Source organism: Aquabacterium sp. TM01, assembly GCF_057808345.1.
In genome coordinates this window covers 2,333,032-2,353,073 of record NZ_AP046529.1, presented here as the reverse complement: position 1 = coordinate 2,353,073, position 20,042 = coordinate 2,333,032, and the positions used below count along the sequence as shown (strand labels likewise).

The following is a 20,042-nucleotide window of genomic DNA, read 5'->3' as shown; positions in this document are numbered from 1 at the left end:
GTCCAGGTCAACTTTGCCGACCTGACCGCAGCCCGCTACGCGCGGGCTTCGTTTCGCTTTGGGCATGTGGGGTTGCCAGGATATCGAGGTTCGGACAGTCCGGTCTGTCATCACCATGGCAGCAATGAACGAGGTGTTCAAGGGTGGCCTTCATGGCAAGCAGTTCCTGGAGCTTCTGGTTTAACTCCTGCAGATGGGCCTGGGCCAGCGCCTTTACCTGGCGGCTTGGGCGTCGACGGTCTTGCCACAGTCCCAGCAGTTCGCGGATCTGATCCAGCGAGAACCCGAGGTCTCTGGCTTGCCGAATGAAGCGCAAGGTGCCGACCTCCTTGTCGGTGTACTGGCGGTAACCTGCATCGGTTCGCAAAGCGCCGGGGAAGAGCCCCACGCTTTCATAGTGCCGGATCATCTTGGCCGACACGCCAGAGGCCTTGGCTGCTTCTCCGATGTTCATGTGTTCGCTCATGCAGCCGCTCCTTGTGAATTGACGGTGGCAGGCTTGGTGTGCTGTGGCAACTCGTTTTCCATCACACCCCGCCAACGGCGCAGCAAGAGCGCATTGGCGATGACGCTGAGGCTGCTGAGCGCCATGGCGGCACCCGCGATGACGGGGTTGAGCATGCCCAGTGCCGCCAGTGGGATGCCCAGGACGTTATAGGCAAAGGCCCAGAACAGCCCCTGCTTGATCTTGGCATAGGTTCGCCGCGACACATCCAGGGCGTCGGCCACCAGCCTGGGGTCGCCGCGCATCAGCGTGACGCCTGCGGTCTCGGTTGCCACGTCAGCACCTCCGGCCATCGCAAAACCGCAAGATGCTGCAGCCAGGGCAGGGCCATCGTTCAGGCCATCACCCACGAAGGCCACGACCTCACCGCTGGCGCGCAAGGCTTGCACGATGGCCGCTTTGTCGCTGGGCAGCACCTCCGCTCGCACATCGAGAATACCCAGTCCGCCCTGAACAACTCGTAAGCCATTGATCTGCAAAGCGATTTCTGTCGGAGTGTGGTGCGATATTTGCAAGGAAACAAATACCGGCCTCGCGCTTTCTTGCAAATCTTGCAGCCCATGAAGCCCCATACCCGTACCGCACAGACCGCTGAGATGTTCCGCCCGCGCCTGGACGAGCAGCTCAACATGAAGCACCCATTGATCCGTCTGGCTGGGCTGATGGACTGGGAGTTGATCGAGCACCACTTCGCTGGGCACTTCACCTCTGGCCGTGGTCGGCCCGCCTTGCCACCACGCCTGGTGGCCGGTCTGCTGTACCTGCAGCACGCCAACGATGCCTCTGACGAGATGGTGGTCAACACGTGGTTGGAGAACCCGTACTGGCAGTTCTTCACCGGCGAGACGTACCTGCAGACCGAGCTGCCCATTGATCCGTCGAGCCTGACGCGCTGGCGCCAGCGCATTGGTGAAGAAGGCGTGGAGTTGCTGCTGGCCGTGACCATTGAGGCCGCCCGCGCTGCTGGCCTGATCAAGCGCAGCAGCCTGGACAAGGTGATCGTGGACACGACGGTGATGCCCAAGGCGATAGCCCACCCCACGGACAGCCGCTTGCTGGAGCGCAGCCGCCAGCACATGGTCAAGTTCGCTCAGGACAACGGCTTGAGTCTGCGCCAGAACTACAACCGCGAGGCGCCCCGTCTGGCCACGCAGGTGGGCCGCTATGCCCATGCCAAGCAGTACAAGCGCATGCGCGCCGCCATCAAGACGCTGCGCACGCGGGTCGGTCGTGTTCAGCGTGACGTGCAGCGCCAACTGGCCAAGCTGCCCGAGCAGGTGCAGGCCAAGGGCCAGGACCTGTTGCAGCGCGTAGGTCGCATCCTCACGCAAAAGACCAAAGACAAGAGCAAGCTGTACGCCCTGCATGCGCCGGAAGTTGAATGCATCTCCAAAGGCAAGGCACGCAACCCCTACGAGTTCGGCGTGAAGGTCACGCTGGCCACCACGCTCAAAGAAGGCTTGGTGGTGGGCATGCGCTCCATGCCCGGCAACCCGTATGACGGGCACACGCTGGATGAGACCATTGAGCAGGTGAGCATCTTGGCCAACCAGCGGCCGCGCACGGTGATGGTGGACAAGGGCTACAGGGGTGCCGAGGTCGACGGCGTGCAGATTCTCAGATCAGGCCAGCGGCGAGGCGTGACGCGCACGATGAAGGCCATGATCAAACGGCGCAGCGCGATTGAGCCGACCATCGGACACATGAAGAGCGACGGGCGGCTTGATCGCAACCCACTCAAGGGCGCGCTGGGTGATGCGCTGCACGCCGTGCTGTGCGGCGCCGGGCACAACATCCGACTGCTGCTGAGCCTGCTGAGGCTTTTTGTGGCCCATTTGCAGGCCGTCGTCCTGGCTTGGTTGGGGCGCTCGGCCTGTGACTTCCGCTGTCAGGTTGCGCGGGCTGCTGCGTGAGGCAATTGTTCAGGGCGGACTACCCAGGGCCTGCGCGACCGCATCAGCGCTGCCCTGGTTGTCGCCGGTCAGCATGAGGGTTTTGATGCCCAGTTGGTGCAGGTTTCTCACCGCTGCAGCTGCCGTGGGCTTGACGGTGTCTCCGAAGGCCATCAGCCCCAACAGTTCAAAGCCGCCTGCGTTTTGCTGCACAAGCCATGACAAGGTCCGTCCTTGCCGCTCCAACACATCGGCTTGCGTGCCGAGCGCACCTGCATCCACCCCCAGTTCATTCAAAAGTCTGGTGTTGCCCAGCATCAACTTGGCTCCCCTCACCATGCCCTCGACGCCCCGGCCCGCCAGTGCCTTGGCATCTTGCACAGAGGGGATGGTGAGGCTGGCGTCGCGGGCGTGGGTGGTGACTGCCAGTGCCAGCGGATGGCTGCTTGCTTGTTGCAACGCTGCGGCCAGAGCGACCACTTCGTCAATGCCTGACCCTTCGGCCGGGACAACGGCTACCAGCGTCGGCTTGCCTTCCGTCAGTGTGCCTGTTTTGTCGAACGCCACGACGGTCACCGAATGCGCGATCTCCAATGCCTGAGCATCCTTGATGAGGATGCCTCGGCGTGCGGCGGCACCTGTTCCGACCATGATCGCCGTGGGTGTGGCCAGGCCCAATGCACATGGGCAGGCGATCACCAGCACGGCCACGGCGTTGATCAAGGCATGCTCCCAGTCTCCGTTGATGCCAAGCCAAGCCAGAAAGGTGAGTAGCGCGACCCCCAACACCACGGGAACGAACACGGCGCTGACACGGTCCACGATGCGCTGGATGGGTGCCTTGCCCGCCTGGGCCGACTCGATCAGCCGGATGATGCGTGCCAGGGTTGTTTCGGCACCGACGGCCTGCGTCTTGACAATCAACATGCCCTCGGCGTTGATGGCCCCGCCGGTCACCTGATCACCCACTTGTTTGGCGACAGGCAGGCTTTCGCCTGTGATGAGCGATTCATCCACATGGCTGCGCCCCTCGATGATGTCGCCATCGACGGGCACGCGGTCACCCGGGCGTATGCACACCAGGTCACCGACCCGCACGTCGGCCACGGAAATTTCGACGTCAACGCCATCGCGTCGAACCAGTGCCTTGCTCGGCCGCAAGGCGTTGAGAGAGCGAATCGCGTCCGTGGTCTGCCGCTTTGCGCGATCTTCCAACCACTTGCCCAGGAGAACGAGCGTGATCACTGCAGCCGAGGCTTCGAAATAGAGGTGCGGCATGCCGTGCTGTGAATGCCGCATCAGAAGGTAGACGGACAGGCCGAAGGCTGCGGACGTGCCAAGCGCAACCAGCAGGTCCATGTTGCCGGCCTTGGCCTTGACGGCCCGCCATCCTGCCCGGTAGAAGCGCCAGCCCAGCCAGAATTGCACCGGCGTGGCCAGTGCGAGTTGCAGCCAGCCATTGAGCATCCAGTCGATCCCCACCAACTGCAGCACCATGGGCAATACCAGTGGCAAGGTTAAAACAGAAGCGATCGCCACGGGCCCCCATGTCGGCAGGGTGTTGGGCTTTGCGGGCTCGGCTTCCTGCTTCAATTGAGTCACATAGCCTGCCTTGGTGACGGCTGCCACGAGAGATGCGGGTGGGATCGTGGAGAGTGCACGCACGGCGGCCTGTTCGGTTGCCAGGTTGACGGAGGCCAACAAGACGCCGGGAACCTTGAGCAAGGCTTTTTCCACCCGGGTGACGCAAGAGGCGCAGGTCATGCCCTCGACATGGAGGGCCACATCGGTGGTCTTCAGGTCGTAGCCGGCCTCGCGGACGGCTGCGCTGAGTACCTCAAGGTTCACAGATGGGTCCGCTTGGACCGAGGCCACTTCGGTGGCCAAATTGACGTTGGCGCTTTGCACACCAGCCGTTGCCTTGAGCGATTTTTCTACCCTGGACACACAAGAAGCGCAAGTCATCCCCGAGATGGGGATGTCGATTCGGAATGTGGCCAGCGGCTTTTGCGGGGAGATCATGGTGTGCCCGTATAGGTGGTTGATGTTTGTCGTGGATCCTCAAGCTTCCCATCGTGGGAATGTAAAGCCGTGTGGCAATTACATGCGTTAACTGCGGGGTTATTGAAAACAGGTGCTTGACCTTCCTGCTGTAGGAAGCTTGAAAGTGAATCCACCCCAAACCAATCGGAGTTTCTGATGATCACTTTTGAAGTCAAGGACATGACTTGCGGCCATTGCGTCAGCACCATCACCAAGGCGGTGCGGGCCGTCGATAAAGAGGCCACCGTACGGATCGAGTTGCAGTCGCACCAAGTCCAGATCGAACCCACAGAGGCGGATGCAGATGAACTTCGCGACGCAATCCAGGAGGCTGGCTACACCCCTGTGGTGGTGACAAATGGGCCGCTCAAACCCGAGAAGGCCAGTCGAGGTGGCTGTTGTTGTGGGTGATGGCGTGACAGCCTTCAGGCATGTTTCATGTGAGGCGCTTGCGTGGCGCGCCTTGCCTTTTTGCTGCGGCGAATCAGCAGGTACGCAGCTGGAATCACGAACATCGACAGCAGTGGCGCCGTGATCATGCCCCCGACCATGGGTGCAGCAATGCGCTGCATGACCTCGGAGCCCGTGCCTGCACCCCACATGATCGGCAGCAAGCCCGCGAGGATCACTGCCACCGTCATGGCCTTGGGGCGCACGCGCAGCACGGCACCGTCACGGATGGCGTCCAGCAGGTCATCGACACTGACCTGGCCCTTGTCGATGCGCTCACCCCAAGCCTGCTTGAGGTAGAGCAGCATGATCACGCCGAACTCGGCGGACACGCCAGCCAATGCAATGAACCCGACTGCCCCGGCCACCGACAGGTTGTAACCCAACAGGTAGAGCAACCAGATGCCCCCCACCAGGGCAAAGGGCAGCGTGGCCATGATCAGCAAGGCTTCGTCAAACGCGCCGAATGTCAGGTACAGCAACACGAAGATGATCAGCAGCGTGAAGGGCACCACCACCTTGAGCTTGGCCGTGGCCCGCTCCAGGAACTCGAACTGGCCTGACCAGGACACCGAGTAGCCCGGCGGCAACTTGACCTTGGCAGTCACGGCCTTTTGCATGTCCTGCACCGCTGAACGCAGATCCCGCCCCCGGATGTCCACATACACCCAGCCTGACAAGCGGGCGTTCTCGCTGCGCAGCATGGGCGGGCCATCGGTCACGCGGATGTCAGCCACGTCGGACAAGACCAGGCGCTGTCCACGCTCGTTCACGATGGGCAAGGTGCGCAGTTTTTCCAGCGAATCACGTGTTTCGCGTGGGTAGCGCAGGTTGATCGGAAAGCGCTGCAAGCCTTCCACCGTTTCGCCGATGTTCTCGCCGCCCACTGCCGAGCTGATGACCGACTGCACATCGGCGATGTTCATGCCAAAGCGCGCGGCGGCATCGCGGCGGATGTTGACGTCCACATACCGGCCACCTGTCAGGCGTTCGGCCAAGGCGCTGCTGACACCGGGCACATCCTTGAGCGCCCGCTCGATCTCACCCGTGAGTCGGTCGATGGTGGCCAGGTCGGTGCCCGCCACCTTGACGCCCACGGGGCTCTTGATGCCGGTGGCCAGCATGTCGATGCGGTTGCGGATGGGGGGCACCCAGATGTTGGCCAGGCCGGGCACCTTGACAATGCGGTCCAGCTCTTCAACCAGCCTGTCTTGCGTCATGCCCGGGCGCCATTGGTCTTTGGGTTTGAACTGGATGGTGGTCTCGAACATCTCCATGGGCGCCGGGTCGGTCGCGGTTTCGGCGCGGCCTGCCTTGCCATAGACACCGGCCACCTCGGGCACGGTTTTGATCAAACGGTCGGTTTGCTGAAGCAGCTCGGCGGCCTTGCCTGCGGACAAGCCCGGCAGGGCCGTGGGCATGTAGAGCAGGTCGCCCTCGTCCAGCTTGGGCATGAACTCACCGCCAATGTGCTGCAAGGGCCACAAGCTGAGCAACAGCAACACGGTGGCCACCGCCAGCGTGCGCTTGGGGCCTTGCAAGACCGCATTGAGCAGCGGGCGGTAGATGGCAATCAGGAATCGGTTGAGCGGGTTGCTCTGCTCGCTGGGGATGCGGCCACGGATCAGGTAGCCCATCAGCACGGGGATCAGCGTGACCGACAAGCCCGCTGCCGCCGCCATGGCGTAGGTTTTGGTGAAGGCCAGCGGCGAGAACAGCCGCCCCTCTTGCGCCTCCAACGTGAACACCGGCACAAAGGACAGCGTGATGATCAACAGCGAGAAAAACAGCGCGGGCCCGACCTCGGCCGCCGAGTCGCCGATGACCTTCCAGCGCTCGGCACCTTCCAGCGTTTGATCGGGGTGGGCCTGCTCCCAATGTTCCAGGTGCTTGTGTGCGTTCTCGATCATCACCACGGCTGCGTCCACCATGGCACCAATGGCAATGGCGATGCCGCCCAGCGACATGATGTTGGCGTTCACCCCTTGGTGGTGCATGACGATGAAAGCCGCCAGGATGCCCAGTGGCAGCGAGATGATGGCCACCAGGGCCGAGCGCAGGTGAAACAAAAAGACAAAGCACACCACGGCCACCACGGCGAACTCTTCGAGCAGCTTGTGTGACAGGTTCTCCACCGCGCGCTCGATGAGGGTGGATCGGTCGTACACCGGCACGATCTCCACGCCTTTGGGCAAGCTGGCTTGCAGGGTCTTGAGCTTGGCCTTCACAGCAGCAATCGTCTCCAATGCGTTTTTGCCTGAGCGCATCACGATCACGCCGCCAGTGGCCTCCCCCTCACCGTCCAACTCGCCAATGCCCCGACGCATCTCGGGTCCCATCTGGATGCGGGCCACATCCCCCAGGCGCACTGACACGCCTGCGTCGGTGGTCATCAAGGGCACTTGTCGGAAATCGTCCAGCGATTGCAGGTAGCCAGAGGCGCGCACCATGTACTCGGCTTCGCCCAACTCCAGCACCGAACCGCCCGCCTCCTGGTTGGCCTTCTGGATGGCCTCGACCACCTGGGTGTGCGGGATGCCGTAGGTGGCCAGTTTGTCGGGGTCCAGCACCACTTGGTACTGGCGCACCATGCCGCCTACAGAGGCCACTTCCGCCACATTGGGCACGGTCTTGAGTTCGTACTTCAAGAACCAGTCCTGCAAGGCACGCAACTGACCCGCATCCTGTGTGCCTCCACGGTCCACCAGGGCGTATTGGTAAATCCAGCCCACACCCGTGGCGTCGGGCCCCAGCGACGCCTTGGCGCTGGCAGGCAAACGCGACTGAACCTGGTTCAGGTACTCCAGCACACGTGAGCGGGCCCAGTACAGATCGGTGCCGTCCTCGAACAGCACGTAGACATAAGAGTCGCCGAAGAAGGAGTACCCCCGCACCGTCTTGGCGCCAGGCACCGACAGCATGGTCGTGGTCAGCGGGTAGGTGACCTGGTTCTCCACAATGCGCGGCGCCTGGCCTGGGTAGGTCGTGCGGATGATGACTTGCACATCAGACAGGTCGGGCAAGGCGTCCAGCGGCGTTCTCGCAACCGAATACACCCCCCATGCACTGAGCATCAAGGTGGCCAGCAGCACCAGGAAGCGGTTGGTGATGGACCAACGGATCAGGCGGGCGATCATGGCTTGCTCCCTTGCTTGGCTGTCCCATGGGCTTGATGGGGCGCCTCGGACGCAGGCTGGGGCTCAGGTGCCAGGTGCGACAGTCGGGTCAACTGCGGCATGCCATCGGCATCCATGTAGAACTCAAAGCTCACCGGGTCCCCCACTTCCAGATGGCGGGGCAGTCCGCCCTTGAGCGGCACCTTGAAATCCATCGTCATGGCGCCCCACTTGAGTGAGGCAATCGGCCCGTGCGACAAGGTGATGGCCTCGCCTGTCAGGGCTTCTACCTTGGCCTGACCTTCGTGTCTGGGTGCAGCCTTGTCCACCGTCGTCGCAGGCGTGCCATTCAAGCGGGCTTCGACACCCTTGAGGCTGGCTTCCGAATCGATCAGGAACTGCGAAGACACCACCACACGCTGGCCCACATCCAGGCCGCGCTTGACCTCGGTTTGCCCATCGCTCTCGATGCCCGTCTCGATCTCGACCGGGCGGAACCGCCCTTTGTCTTCTGCCAGCATCACCACGGTGCGTTTGCCCGTCTGGATGACGGCCTCGGTGGGGATCAACAAGGCCTTCTCGGCACGCATGTCCATGAACTGCATGGCCACGCTCATGCCTGGCACTAGGCGCATGCCGGGGTTGTTCAACTGCACGCGGGCCTTGAGGGTGCGGGTGCCAGGGCTGACCTCCGGCACCAGGGCCTGAACCGTGCCTTCAAAGGTGGTGCCAGGCACAGCCGGGCTGCGGGCCTGCACCTTGGTGCCTGGGCGCAGTTGCGCGACTTGACTCTCCGGCACTTCGGCGTTGGCCCAAACCGTGGACACGCCGTTGATGCGCAACAAAGTGGCTCCAGGCATCACGGACATGCCTTCACGCACCATCAACTCGCTGAGCACGCCGCCGATGGGCGCCACCAGGGTGATGCGCGGCTGGGTCTTGCCGGTTTGCTCGACGCGCTTGATCTGATCCTCGCTCATGCCCACCTGACGCATGCGCTGGCGAGCGCCATCCACCAAGCTGCCCAGGTCGGCACCCCGCATGCGGCGAACAGACAAGAACTCTTCTTGCGCGGCCACCCAATCAGGCACATAGAGATCGGCCAGGGGCTGACCTTGTTTGACCGCATCCAGCGTGGCGCGCACATGCAGCCGCTCCACAAACCCGGCGGCCCGTGCTTGCATGACAACCTGGTCGCGTTCGTTGTAAGCGATGCTGCCCACGGCAGAGACCTGGGGCGACAGCACCCCTTCTGTGACCTCTGCAGTGCGTACACCCAGGTTCTGCTGGATGCGCGGGCTGACGGTGACCTTGCCCTGGTCACCATCGCTGTCTGCGTAGACGGGCACCAGCATCATGTCCATGAAAGGCGACTTCGCGGGCTTGTCGAACTTGTTGCCCGGCACCATGGGGTCGTGGTAGTACAAGACCTTCTTGCCGGTGACCGGGTCCATGTCGCCAGCCTTGAGGCCATCGGCGATGTGTCGCCGGGTGGCGTCTTCACCCTCGGCCACGCTTTGCGGCAGGGCTTGGGTGGCGTTTGCTTCTGTGGCAGGCTGAGCGGGGCGCAGTTCAGCATCGGCATTCATGCCCATGCCTCTTTGCATGCCCAATGCGTACAGGCCATATGCAGCGGCACTCAGTGCTGTGGCGGCAATCATGGCGATCACCAGATTTTTGAGTTTCATGTGAGGCTCCGTGTCAGTGGTCAAGAACGGGTATGGCCGCGTCGTGTTCCACCGGGATCAGGTAGTTGAGCTGCGCCCAGATGCGAGCGGTGTCCATGTCGAGTCGCAGCCGGTCCATTTGGGTGTCCAAGGCCATGCGGCGAGCCTCCAGCACGGAGGCCAGCGTGCCGCTGCCGCCTCGGTAGGCGGTCAAGGCGGCCTGTGTTCGCTCGGCAGCCAGCGGGATCAAGGCGCTGTCGTAGCGGCGCAGGCGATCCCGGCTGCTCTGCCAGGTTTGGAGCATCACCGTGACCTGGGCAAGGTGCTCCCGTGTGGCCTCTTCGCGCTGGGCGCGCATTTGCTCCACGGTGGCCAACCTGGCAGCCAGGTCCCGGTCCTGACGGCTCTTTTGATCCCATTGCAAGGGAACGGAGACATTGACAGAGGCCATCTTGGAATAGCCGGGCCCACGTTGACTGAGCATCAGCTCCACACCCCAGTCGGCTTGCTTGTTGGCTCGGGCCAGGTCCGCATCGGCCTGAGCCATCTCTTCCTGCCTGACCATGAAGGTGATGTCGGGGTGCGAGGTCAGCGTGCTTTCCAGATCGCTCAGGTGCAAGGGAACATGGCTGGTGTCGGGTGCATCACCCAGGGGCGTGTCGGCTGCACGACCTGTCCACCGGCGCAGCGCGGTCTGTGCTGTGCTCACTTCACGCGTGGCCTGGTCGATGCGGTCATCCACCTGAGCAAGCGCTGCGCGTGCAGCGAGTACATCGGTTTGCGATCCTCGGCCACCTCGGTAGGCGACCTCAGTCGCCTCAACTTGCAGGCGGATTTCATCGCGCTGTGCCTTGACCAGGGCCAGCATGCGTTCCTGGTAGTAGAGATCCAGCCAGGCGATGGCCGTGTCTCGTTGCAGTTGAGCCAGCGCTTGTGCGCGGCTGGCTTCGCTGGCCTGGGCTTCCCGCTCAAAGCGCATGGACCGTGCAAGACGTTTGTCTTCACGGGTGAACTCCTGCATGAGACCCACTGAGCGCATGGTCATGAAATCGCGGGTGACGCTGAAGCGATCAGGCCCGTTAATGGGCAGGTTGTTGATGCCCAGTTTGAGGACGGGATCAGGTTGCTGAGCGGCCGAAACTGCCATGTCGCGGGCAGCCGCCGTGGCGTGGTTCTGGGCCACCAGTTGCTGTGAGCGTGCCTGGGACAGCCCGAGCGCATGTTCAAACGTCAGGACGTCCCCGGCATGGGCGTGGAAGGATGCGAGGCTGAGGGCCACCAGAACGACGACACCTTGGAAGCGCGTGCGAATGCGCGTGAGCATGCGCATGCAAATGGGATGGCCGAGATCGACCAGTTGCATGCCCCTGCGCGGCAGGAGCGAAGAATGGGTAAACATGACACCTCCGAATGAAGCCAATGGCGTGGGCGTGTGCAGGACTTGGCAGAACGCCACGCGCCTGCATTGGCCAGCAACCTGCGCGACCAGGCGCTGAAGCGGCCGTCAGGCCTTTCAGCGCCGCGTCACTCGGCGTGTCAAATTCGGAAGCAGCAGTGCAGTATGGACAGCGGTGGTGGCGCCGCGTGAAGGCGGCTGTCCGCAGTCGGCGCTAGGCCATCCGGCCTTGACGCATCCACCGTCAGGGCGACGGTGTACAGCGCGATCAACAGCGCCGCAGGCACGGTAGGCGCCTGGGTGTGATCGCTTTGTTGGGTGGGGTGGCAATGCTCGGCGCACAGGCCAGGGTTGGCTTGGTCCAGGTGCCTTCCCATGCCTTCGCCCATCTGCTCGCAATCCACCATGGCGCCCATCGCGGTGATGGCGTCGGCTGTGGCATTGCCGGAGACCATGTTGCTGGGGCAAGCGTAGGCTGCCACGCTCATCTGCGCAAACAAGATCACGCCGACCATCAGTCGGCAAATCCAATGCTTGAGCGCGCGAGGCATGGTCATGCGGCCACCTGCTCTGCGGGTCGGGGGGCGTGATCGACCAGGGCCGCGATGATGGGGCAGTGATCTCCCTTGGCTGACTTCTGGCAACAAGTGACCAAGCCTTCAAGGGCAACGGCCATGGCTTCCAGTTGGGTGGCTCGCTGGCGGATGTCCAGCACACGTTGCTGGGTGATCTCGCGAACGCGCAGCTGATCGGTCTCAGCGCTCAGAGACACCAGCGAGGCCACATCGTCAAGGGAAAAGCCCAGCTCTTGCGCGCGCTTGATGAAACGCAGGCGCCGCACGTCACCCTCGTCGTACTGCCGAAAGCCATTGCCTTCACGGGCAGGCTCACGCAACAACCCGCGACGCTGGTAAAAGCGCACCGCTTCCACGCCGACCCCTGCGGTGTCAGCGAGCTTGCGAACGGTGAAGGCGTGCGTGGGCATGAGAGGCAGTTGCGCCGTAAGTCTGTACAAGTGAACGAAGTTTAGGCAGGCCTACCCCATGTGTCAAGTTTGCCTGGCGGGCGTTGCCTTGACCTGCGATATGGCTAAAGCCATATCCAGAGTGCTGTACAGACCCCAATCCAGATAAGCACGATCAGAACCGCACCAAAACGGCTGCTTGGTTTGGATCCCTGCACTTTCAGCCAGTTGTCAGCCTGTTCGCGGCAGATGACCAAAACCTCAGCGGGCAAGAGCCGAATGGTCAGCCAGATGAGACAAGGCAGCAGCAACACATCATCCACGTAACCGAGCACCGGGATGAAGTCCGGGATCAAATCGATAGGACTGAGTGCATAGGCCACGACGAAAAGACCGATGGCTTTCGCATACCACGGCGTTGCCGGGTGTTTGCCAGCGAACCAGAGCGTCACACCGTCTCGCTTGATCCGCCTTGCCCAGTCTCTGAGCTTTCCGATGATGTTCATGCTATCGAGAATGCCACATACGCGCTCGGGCTTGACGTCGCATGAAGTCGCGAGAGCATGAACCATCGCATGTTCATGAAGGAGCGCCACCATGGTCAAAACCACTGTCACCGTCCAGGGCGGTTCGGCGGCCCTGCCGACCCTGCTCGGGCAAGGCCCCGCCCGCATCCCCACAGGCGGAAAGATCCGCGCAGGCATCAAGGTGCTCACCCGCAAGGCGGCGGAGCAGCCCCAGGCTCAAAGCCTCTACGACGAGGGCGTTGAAGCCGGCCAGTCCTTCGACCAGATCGAGCGCGCCATCGTGGGTGCGCTCCCGCATCTCAAGTCACCGCTGATCCCGCGCAACGTGCCCTGGTTCACCGTGCGGGCACAAGACTTCCCCAATCCCGAGACGCCGAAGCAAATCCTGGAGGCCTATGGCGAGGACCGCGGAGACGGCCTTCACCTCTATCGCTTCCCCATCGTATTTCCGTCCGACCAATGGCAAACCGTGATGCCGCACGAACTCGCGGCCTGGGGCGCGCAGGACAAGCGCTACTGGTCGCAGTACTCGGCCGATGGGCGTGTGCGGCACTGCATGTGCCACGCGCCGGTGCCCATGGACAACACGGGGCGGCGCGCCATCCGCATCTTCGGTGGGCGCAAGACGGTTCCGCGCGAAGACAACGGCGGCATCTGCGAGCCCGAGTCCTGCCCCGACTACCAGCAGCGGCGCTGCAACCTGACCGGGCGGTTCCTATTCTTCATCCCAGGCATCCGATCCATCAGTGCGTTCGAGTTGCCCACCAACAGCTTCTACGCCATGAATGCGGCCATCCAGAAGTTCGAAACCATCGGCTTTCTGCGTGGCGGTCGTATCTCTGGCTTTCTGGATCGCCAGCGCACCCCGTTCTACCTGACCAAGCGTTTGATGGAGGTCGCCCATATCGATGAGACGGGCCTACCCACACGTGTGCCTCAATGGATCATTGAACTGGAAGCGCCTGTGGATGTGACCGCCCTGCTGCGTGACAGGGAGGACGAAGACACGGCCATTGTTCAGGCTCAACTGGCCACCCAGGTCCTGGATGGGGCGCCAAGGTGGGAGGGTGCTGGTGCAGATGTGGATACCGTTGTGGAGACGGTGATCGCCGATGCACCCAAGGACATCCCGCTCCATGACGGGGATCTCACCTTGGAACACCTCCTGGTGCGTGCCCAAGCCTATGGCATTGCCGCCGAGCAGTACCAAGCCTACGCCGACCGACGGTGGGGCCGAGGATGGCGGCTCAACCCGCATGGGCGCCGCCGGGCCTGGGATGAACTGGATCGCTATCGCAACGACCCGCAGGGCTACCTCGACAAGATCGAGAGTGAACTGCACAGAGTGTCATGAGGGAGAAGCACCATGGTTCGCATCGCGCACTTTTCTGACCTTCACTACGGCCCCAAGAACCTGATCGAGGCCGACCGCTGTTTCGGGACAGCCATCGACATGGCCATGGCCTCAGGTGTGCAGGCTGCGGTGCTGTCCGGGGATTCAACCGATCACGCCCTGGACTTGCATTCGCCCGCAGCCGAACGCCTGGTGGCGCAGGTGCGTCGCCTGGCAGACCACTGCCCGGTGCTGATGCTGCAAGGCACGTTCTCTCACGAGCCTCCTGGCACCCTGTCCATCTTCAAATCTCTGGGCGGGCGTTACCCTGTTCATGTGGCCGACCAGATTGGACAGGTGGCGCTGATGCCGAATGGCTGTTGGCAGGTTTCGGAAGGCTGGCGCTTCGATGTGCTGCCGGATGGGCTCATGACCCTTTTCAGCTGCGTGCCCACGGTCAACAAGGCTGCTGTGGCGGCCACGGTGGGGGCGGGGGCTGCTGCCGAGGCAGTGGGCGAGCACCTGGCCTTACTGCTGGCCGGGTTTGCCGAGAGCCACCGACGCGCTCAGTCCTTAGCCGTGCCGTCCATCGGCGTATCGCATGGCACCGTCTTTGGTTGCCTGAGCGAGCACGGCGTGCCCATGGCCGGATTCGACCACGAGTTCACCACGGGCGCATTGTTCGCTGCTGAGGCCCAGGCTTTCATGCTGGGCCACATCCACCGACATCAGGCGTGGGACTGTGACGGACGGCATGGGCGGCAGCGCATCGCCTATGCGGGCTCCATCGGGCGCTTCCACTATGGGGAGGATGGCGACAAAGGCTGGTTGCTTTGGGAGGTGGGTGCTTCGTCAGCGGTCTGCACGCTGCAGCCGACACCTGCTCGGCGGACTGTGGATATTGTGTTTGACGGCAAGCCTGACATCAATGCCTTACGGGATGCCTTGGCGCAACAGGACGTTGCCGGGGCGTTCGTGCGTGTCAGGTGGACGGTGGCGGACGAGGATCGCCACGAGGTCAATCACGAGGCCATTCAGCAGGCCTTGGGGGCGGCTGCCGAGGTCAAGCTGGAAGGGCGCATCGTGCCAGTGGTGCGAACCAGGGCCGCAGGCATTTCGCAGTTGGTCAGCCTAGAGCAGAAGATCACTGCGTGGGCGCAGGTCACGGGTGTGACGGCTGCGCCGATGCTGGCTTGTCTGGCAGACCTCGCAGGCGAACAGCCCAGCGTGATTGCGGATCGCGTGCTGAGCACCATGAGCAGTGAGCCATGCACGGAGCAGTACAAAGACGCGGCGTGCGTGGCAGGTTGATTGAATGCCTAGCTCATGCCGATGACGCTAGATGCCGGACCAAAGACAGGTGCTGATGTTGGGTCCATTCACACCAAATCTGGCCAGAAGCGCCGCTTTGGATGGCGCCTCGCTTTCATCGCGGCAGACCACCAACCATTGGGCCGCCGCGATGGTTGGCACGGCGACAAGTGCTTCGAAGTAAGGTGCGTCCACGGCTGACAGTGAGTGCCCAAGCACACACACCGTGTCAATATCAAGCTGCTCGGTCCAGAAGGATTGATGCTCTTGGATGAGGCGTGAAGAAGGCTTGAACGTCTTGGAAAAATAGCCATCAAGGATGTCGTGCGCTTCCGTCAACCGGACGTCCAAGTCTTCGATGTCATGGCGGTCGTTGAGCGACGGGCGCGTTGAAGGATTCCACGCGTGCCCCAAGACAAGGTCACTGTCCGGACGGTCGGCGCTGCCGTGAATGTGCAGAACATGCTCGCCAGGGACACCATACAACTGCTGCAGCGTCGGTGTGTAGTTGAAGCTCAGGAAGCGTGATGTGGGGTCCAGGGTAGACAGGCGCCGCTGTGCCGTCGCAGGGGAGGGGATCGGGAGTTGGTGCACCCATGCTGAAAACTGCTGCCTGAGCTCCTTTGACAAGCTCTGCACCACACGATCGACTTCGTACTGAAAGTCGTGATGGCCCGCGTCGCTCCAATCATCGGCTCCGTAAGACGGCATGAACTGGCTCAAATCGTCGATGATGCTGTCGATGTCAAGATCGGCCAGCGCCGACTCAAGATCGCTCCAGTCGTCTCCTGCGGGCAAATAGTCATCAACGGTTCGAAGCAATTCCCTGTCGTGTTGGCGAACGTATGCCTTGAAGTCGGCATATTTGGATGGGATGCCATGCCAGAGATCAAACCCGTTGCCGATGATGTAGAGCTTGCGGTTACCCATGTGATCTGTGCCTCTTGATATTGAGCATCTGCGCGATCAGGTGCGTGGTTCTTTGTTGCTAGGTGGCCGAGGTCGGACGCAAGCCCAAAACGGCGTGCTCAAATTCTCCGTAGTGGTCGCGAACCAGGGGGTTCAGTTCAACTCGTCCTTCAGGGGAGAACCACAGCAATCCACGGTCATACAAGGCGTGCAGGTCGCGGCGCATCAGCAGGCCGTCATTTGCGGTGTTGTGACCCTGGCGCCAATCGCGGCCAGTGAGGTGGGCGGCTTCAAGGGCCTCGGGGATCGCGCATCCGCTGATCGCGCAGCGGCCACCGCATGCGCGGAAGACGGCTTCTCTGAATGCCGCTTGCTGTGGCCGCACTTCGACTTGGGCGAAGCGCTGAACGCGTTGCTCAAAATCGTCTCCATCCGGTGATGCCCCCTTTGAGGTTTCTGCCAGCGCCTGCTTTGGTGTCAAGGCAGCTCCCCAAAGGGCATAGCAGCGTTCTCGCTCGATGATGTCGTCGTCAACGCCAAACTCGGCTTGCAGGCCCTCTGAGCAGCGTCGGCTGTCCTTGTCCACGATCAGCGCCGTGATGATGGGCTCACCTGCATCCAGGCAATCGTGGCCCAGGCGACTCATGGCGTTGCGCAAGGGATAGAACGTCAAGCCAAAGCGGTTCATGACGTCGGAGTAGGTGACCGTTCCACGTGTTTGGCAGATGTCGATCAGCCATGCGCGGATCGCCGGGATTTTTTGCTGGTAACTGTCCGTTGACAGACCGGAGCGGATGGCCTCATCAACCGGAAATGGGCCTTCTCCGGCCATGGTGCGATGGGTCAAGGCATGCTGCGCCAACTGGGCCAAGGGCACTGGTTCGATCAGAACGGCTGCGATGCCCCCATCGGGCTTTAATTCCAGTTGCTTGATGGCAAAGACGGCGTCGTCGCGGTATTCCTTGATTTCGCGGGGACGAGCATCCTTGTCCTTTACTGTGGCGATGACGGTGTATCCGGCCAAGCCGCCTTCCCACAACCCCTTCAGTTGCACGATGCGTTCATCCAAGCCGAAAGAATCCGACAACTGGTGTGCCGAGGTTTCCCGCAGAACGGTCACCTTTCGTTCCTTGCCCGAATATTCGTCCGCCCAGGTTCTCAGCAGCAGCACCTCGCCATTGCGGGCACCCCATGACCACCGGACGTTTCGCAAGGGAAATCCCAGATCTGCGAAGAATTGACTGATTGCTTTGGCCATGTGCCTCCGGTGCATCGCTTGAGGAATATCCGAAGTTGCATTTTGCAGGGCTTTGGCGCGCCATCGTGGATGAACCTTGGCGAGCAACGTGCGGTCTGCTGGCGTCAGGGTTGACACCGGGTTTTCACGCCGGAAACTGGTTTCAGCAAACCGCTGGAGCCAACCATGCAACCACTCAAACTCACCCTCAAAGGCTTTCGTGGCATCCGTGATGGCTTGGGGCAAGACGTGTTGACCCTGGACTTCGAGCGCCTGGCCGATGGCGCTGAACTCGTCGCTATTGCCGGGGCCAACGGGCGGGGAAAGACCACGCTGATGGACAACATGCACCCCTATCTGACAATGCCGTCACGCGCGGCCTTGTGCGGACCCGGCGGCTTTTCCTACTACGACCATGTCTGCCTGCCGGAAAACGAGAAGGATCTGACCTGGTCACATGAGGGCCGGTGCTATCGATCCCAGGTGGTGATCCGGCTCAACGGGCGCCGCAAGACCGAGGCCTATTTGCATGCGCTCAGTGATGTGGGCCAATGGCGCCCCGTCTGCCTCGACGATGGTCTGGTGTCCGACGGCAAGGTCGAGACCTACACCCGCTGCGTGGAAGCGATTTGTGGCAGCGCTGATACCTTCTTCACCTCCGCGTTCTCAGCGCAGGGCAAGCGCCAACTCAGCACCTACCGCAATGCCGAGATCAAGAGCTTGCTGTCCGACTTGCTCGGCCAGGAAGAAATCCGAGCGTTGGGGCAAAAGGCCAATGACACCGCCAAACTGATCAAGGCCGGGCTGTCGGCCATCAGGCAGGAGTCGGCCGGGCTGGAGGCGGAGCAGGCTCGCCTGGATGCGGGCTTGCATCGCTTGCAAGGTGCGTCTGACCGGGTTGCGCAGACCTTGATTGAGCGACAACAAGCGCAGCAGGCATTGGATGGGCATCGGGTTGGCCATGCCCGCTTGCAGGCCCAACGGGATCAGTCACAGAGCACCGAGGCGCGTCGTGCGCAGTTGCTTGAGGAGCGCAAGGCGTTGATCGTTGCCGGCACGCGAGCCATCGAGGGGCTCAAGGCTCAAGAGCAGGATGCCTCGCAGGGCTTGGAGCGCTTGGCGCAACGCATCAACAGTCGGCGCACGCAAGCGCAGTCTCGGCAAAGCGCGCTCATGCAATCGCGTCGCCAGTGCGTGAACGTGCTGGAAGAAGCTGGCGCGGTCCAGCGTGCGGCACATCGCCTGCCTCTGGCCGAAGCGGTGCTGAGTGCCAGGCAACAGGGGATCGTTGTGTGCCGACAGCAGGTGCAGGCGATGAGGGATGCACAGGCCACCGAACGTCTGCTGGTGCAGAAGCTAGCCAGCATCGAACTGGAGGCAGGCAGGGCGGCTTTGAAGGCCCAGGAGTTGGCGCACCGCTTTGGCCTGGTCGGTGAGGTGCCTTGTGCAGGCACCGATCTGCAAGGGCAATGCAAGCTGCTGGGGGATGCGCATGAAGCCCAGACCCTGATGCCCAGCGCACAAGGCCAGATCAGCCGCCTGGCGCAGGACAAGGCCCTGGCAGAACAGGAACTGTCCCTGATCCGCCATCGGTACGAGGAGCTGGCCCAGGCGCCGCAAGCGCTGGCTCGGGCCGAACGCTTGGTCGACATGGCTCGAACACGGGTGTCCCGCTTGTCGCTGCTGGCGACCAGGGCGGGCCAGATCAGCCAAGCCCGCGCCGCCTTGCAGACCCTTGAGCTTGAACTGTCCTCATTGATGGCAGAGCTTGGCCGGACCCAAGGCAACGAGACGACCGAAGAGCAGGCTGAGCGCCAACAGATCGAGGCCACGCGCCAGCGGATCGCGCAGGCCCTGGTGCAACAGGCGCAGCATTTCCGGGAGGCGCTCAATCGCCTGGATGCCGTGCTTCACGGTTTGCCAACGCCCTTCGACCATCAGATGCTGGCCGCTGCCGCCCAGGCTGAGGCCCAAGCGCGCCTGGCCTTGTCCACCGCAGAGCAAGCCCACTTGGCCGCCGAGCGCGATGCCCAGTCCAGGATTGAATTGATGGCTCAGGCGCGGGCCCTGGCTGATCGGCGTGTGCAGGTGCAGTCTCGCATGGCCCGAGCGGAGGACAGCTTGGGGAGTTGGAACCTGTTTGCCCGATGCATGAGCAACGATGGCCTGATCGCCCTGGCCATTGACGATGCAGGCCCGGCTTTGTCTGGCTTGGCCAATGACTTGCTGCTGGCCTGTTATGGCCCACGCTTCACCGTGTCCATCCTCACGCTGGTGGAGATAGGCAAGGGCGAGCAACGCGAGGGCTTTGACATCGTCGTGCATGACGGCGAGTCGGGCGACAGCAAGAGCCTGGGCCTGATGAGCGGAGGGGAGCGCGTATGGGTCAACGAGTGCCTGACGCGGGCGGTGGCGCTGTACCTGGCGCAGCATGCCGGCCGGCGCTACGACGCCTTGTTTTCTGACGAGGCCGATGGGGCGCTGGACCCGGAGCGCAAACGCATGTTCATGGCCATGAAGCGCGAGGTGTTGCGCGTGGGCGGCTACCAGCGGGAGTTTTTTGTGTCGCAAACGCCGGAGTTGACCGCCATGGCCGACGCCGTGATCGACCTGGATGCGATGCGCGATCGCGGGGTGACTGTAGATGGCGCAAAAAAATGGGCGTCGGCCTGAGGGCGCGACGCCCGGTGGG

Annotated in this window: 14 protein-coding genes and 2 pseudogenes; 5 read left to right on the top strand and 11 right to left on the bottom strand. The window is 62.4% G+C overall.

The window, feature by feature from the left end; genetic code table 11:
- Positions 1-7 precede the first annotated feature (7 nt).
- Both cueR and AC3WW4_RS10715 read right to left on the bottom strand, forming a co-directional pair.
- Positions 8-454 carry a Cu(I)-responsive transcriptional regulator gene (cueR, locus tag AC3WW4_RS10720; protein ID WP_488829736.1) on the bottom strand — a complete coding sequence of 149 codons (447 nt, stop codon included), beginning with the start codon at positions 452-454 and terminating at the stop codon, positions 8-10.
- An 8-nt stretch (positions 455-462) separates the two neighbouring features.
- A pseudogene (locus tag AC3WW4_RS10715) lies at positions 463-960 on the bottom strand (HAD-IC family P-type ATPase); the annotation flags it as partial.
- Positions 961-1,065: 105 nt separating this feature from the next.
- Here AC3WW4_RS10715 and AC3WW4_RS10710 point away from each other — a divergent pair.
- Positions 1,066-2,418, top strand: coding sequence for an IS5 family transposase (locus tag AC3WW4_RS10710; protein WP_488828420.1), 1,353 nt, complete (start codon positions 1,066-1,068; stop codon positions 2,416-2,418).
- A 21-nt stretch (positions 2,419-2,439) separates the two neighbouring features.
- Here the strand turns inward: AC3WW4_RS10710 and AC3WW4_RS10705 are convergent.
- Positions 2,440-4,419 (bottom strand): annotated as a pseudogene (locus AC3WW4_RS10705) (heavy metal translocating P-type ATPase); the annotation flags it as partial.
- 177 nt (positions 4,420-4,596) lie between these two features.
- Here AC3WW4_RS10705 and AC3WW4_RS10700 point away from each other — a divergent pair.
- Positions 4,597-4,851 carry a heavy-metal-associated domain-containing protein gene (locus AC3WW4_RS10700; protein ID WP_125244032.1) on the top strand — a complete coding sequence of 85 codons (255 nt, stop codon included), beginning with the start codon at positions 4,597-4,599 and terminating at the stop codon, positions 4,849-4,851.
- 14 nt (positions 4,852-4,865) lie between these two features.
- Here the strand turns inward: AC3WW4_RS10700 and AC3WW4_RS10695 are convergent, their stop codons facing one another.
- The 6 genes from AC3WW4_RS10695 to AC3WW4_RS10670 all read right to left on the bottom strand — a co-directional run bounded on the left by AC3WW4_RS10695 (position 4,866) and on the right by AC3WW4_RS10670 (position 12,539).
- Positions 4,866-8,027 (bottom strand): efflux RND transporter permease subunit, encoded by a 3,162-nt coding sequence (locus tag AC3WW4_RS10695; RefSeq protein WP_488828417.1) that lies wholly within the window; start codon positions 8,025-8,027, stop codon positions 4,866-4,868.
- Positions 8,024-9,694: an efflux RND transporter periplasmic adaptor subunit gene (locus AC3WW4_RS10690; protein ID WP_137839888.1), complete on the bottom strand. Its 1,671-nt coding sequence runs from the start codon at positions 9,692-9,694 to the stop codon at positions 8,024-8,026. Before AC3WW4_RS10690 ends, AC3WW4_RS10695 begins: the two co-directional genes overlap by 4 nt.
- 13 nt (positions 9,695-9,707) lie before the next feature.
- Positions 9,708-11,072 (bottom strand): TolC family protein, encoded by a 1,365-nt coding sequence (locus tag AC3WW4_RS10685; protein WP_488828415.1) that lies wholly within the window; start codon positions 11,070-11,072, stop codon positions 9,708-9,710.
- Positions 11,073-11,209: 137 nt separating this feature from the next.
- Entirely contained in the window at positions 11,210-11,626 is a 417-nt protein-coding gene (locus AC3WW4_RS10680) for a hypothetical protein (protein ID WP_230179408.1), read from the bottom strand.
- Complete coding sequence (locus AC3WW4_RS10675; RefSeq protein ID WP_304795207.1) at positions 11,623-12,054, bottom strand: MerR family transcriptional regulator; 432 nt, start codon at positions 12,052-12,054, stop codon at positions 11,623-11,625. The genes AC3WW4_RS10680 and AC3WW4_RS10675 overlap by 4 nt, the downstream gene beginning before the upstream one ends.
- Before the next feature lie 104 nt (positions 12,055-12,158).
- Positions 12,159-12,539, bottom strand: a complete 381-nt coding sequence (locus AC3WW4_RS10670) for a YkvA family protein (RefSeq protein WP_488829735.1) — start codon at positions 12,537-12,539, stop codon at positions 12,159-12,161.
- Between the two features lie 91 nt (positions 12,540-12,630).
- On the opposite strand from AC3WW4_RS10670, the gene AC3WW4_RS10665 reads away from it, so the two are divergent.
- Both AC3WW4_RS10665 and AC3WW4_RS10660 read left to right on the top strand, forming a co-directional pair.
- Positions 12,631-13,914, top strand: coding sequence for a recombination directionality factor (locus AC3WW4_RS10665; protein WP_109036446.1), 1,284 nt, complete (start codon positions 12,631-12,633; stop codon positions 13,912-13,914).
- 12 nt (positions 13,915-13,926) lie between these two features.
- Complete coding sequence (locus AC3WW4_RS10660; protein ID WP_137839892.1) at positions 13,927-15,204, top strand: metallophosphoesterase family protein; 1,278 nt, start codon at positions 13,927-13,929, stop codon at positions 15,202-15,204.
- 27 nt (positions 15,205-15,231) lie between these two features.
- Here the strand turns inward: AC3WW4_RS10660 and AC3WW4_RS10655 are convergent, their stop codons facing one another.
- Positions 15,232-16,134 carry a bacteriophage abortive infection AbiH family protein gene (locus AC3WW4_RS10655; protein ID WP_137839893.1) on the bottom strand — a complete coding sequence of 301 codons (903 nt, stop codon included), beginning with the start codon at positions 16,132-16,134 and terminating at the stop codon, positions 15,232-15,234.
- Between the two features lie 58 nt (positions 16,135-16,192).
- Positions 16,193-17,596 carry an HNH endonuclease gene (locus AC3WW4_RS10650; protein WP_488828411.1) on the bottom strand — a complete coding sequence of 468 codons (1,404 nt, stop codon included), beginning with the start codon at positions 17,594-17,596 and terminating at the stop codon, positions 16,193-16,195.
- On the opposite strand from AC3WW4_RS10650, the gene AC3WW4_RS10645 reads away from it, so the two are divergent.
- Positions 17,537-20,023, top strand: coding sequence for a DNA repair protein (locus AC3WW4_RS10645; RefSeq protein WP_488828409.1), 2,487 nt, complete (start codon positions 17,537-17,539; stop codon positions 20,021-20,023). The two genes, AC3WW4_RS10650 and AC3WW4_RS10645, sit on opposite strands and share 60 nt — an antisense overlap.
- Positions 20,024-20,042: the final 19 nt, after the last annotated feature.

Coding starts and splice junctions, on each gene's coding strand:
- cueR (WP_488829736.1), bottom strand. CDS start 454: ATGAACATCGGAGAAGCAGCCAAGGCCTCTGGCGTGTCGGCCAAGATG.
- AC3WW4_RS10710 (WP_488828420.1), top strand. CDS start 1,066: ATGAAGCCCCATACCCGTACCGCACAGACCGCTGAGATGTTCCGCCCG.
- AC3WW4_RS10700 (WP_125244032.1), top strand. CDS start 4,597: ATGATCACTTTTGAAGTCAAGGACATGACTTGCGGCCATTGCGTCAGC.
- AC3WW4_RS10695 (WP_488828417.1), bottom strand. CDS start 8,027: ATGATCGCCCGCCTGATCCGTTGGTCCATCACCAACCGCTTCCTGGTG.
- AC3WW4_RS10690 (WP_137839888.1), bottom strand. CDS start 9,694: ATGAAACTCAAAAATCTGGTGATCGCCATGATTGCCGCCACAGCACTG.
- AC3WW4_RS10685 (WP_488828415.1), bottom strand. CDS start 11,072: ATGTTTACCCATTCTTCGCTCCTGCCGCGCAGGGGCATGCAACTGGTC.
- AC3WW4_RS10680 (WP_230179408.1), bottom strand. CDS start 11,626: ATGACCATGCCTCGCGCGCTCAAGCATTGGATTTGCCGACTGATGGTC.
- AC3WW4_RS10675 (WP_304795207.1), bottom strand. CDS start 12,054: ATGCCCACGCACGCCTTCACCGTTCGCAAGCTCGCTGACACCGCAGGG.
- AC3WW4_RS10670 (WP_488829735.1), bottom strand. CDS start 12,539: ATGAACATCATCGGAAAGCTCAGAGACTGGGCAAGGCGGATCAAGCGA.
- AC3WW4_RS10665 (WP_109036446.1), top strand. CDS start 12,631: ATGGTCAAAACCACTGTCACCGTCCAGGGCGGTTCGGCGGCCCTGCCG.
- AC3WW4_RS10660 (WP_137839892.1), top strand. CDS start 13,927: ATGGTTCGCATCGCGCACTTTTCTGACCTTCACTACGGCCCCAAGAAC.
- AC3WW4_RS10655 (WP_137839893.1), bottom strand. CDS start 16,134: ATGGGTAACCGCAAGCTCTACATCATCGGCAACGGGTTTGATCTCTGG.
- AC3WW4_RS10645 (WP_488828409.1), top strand. CDS start 17,537: ATGCAACCACTCAAACTCACCCTCAAAGGCTTTCGTGGCATCCGTGAT.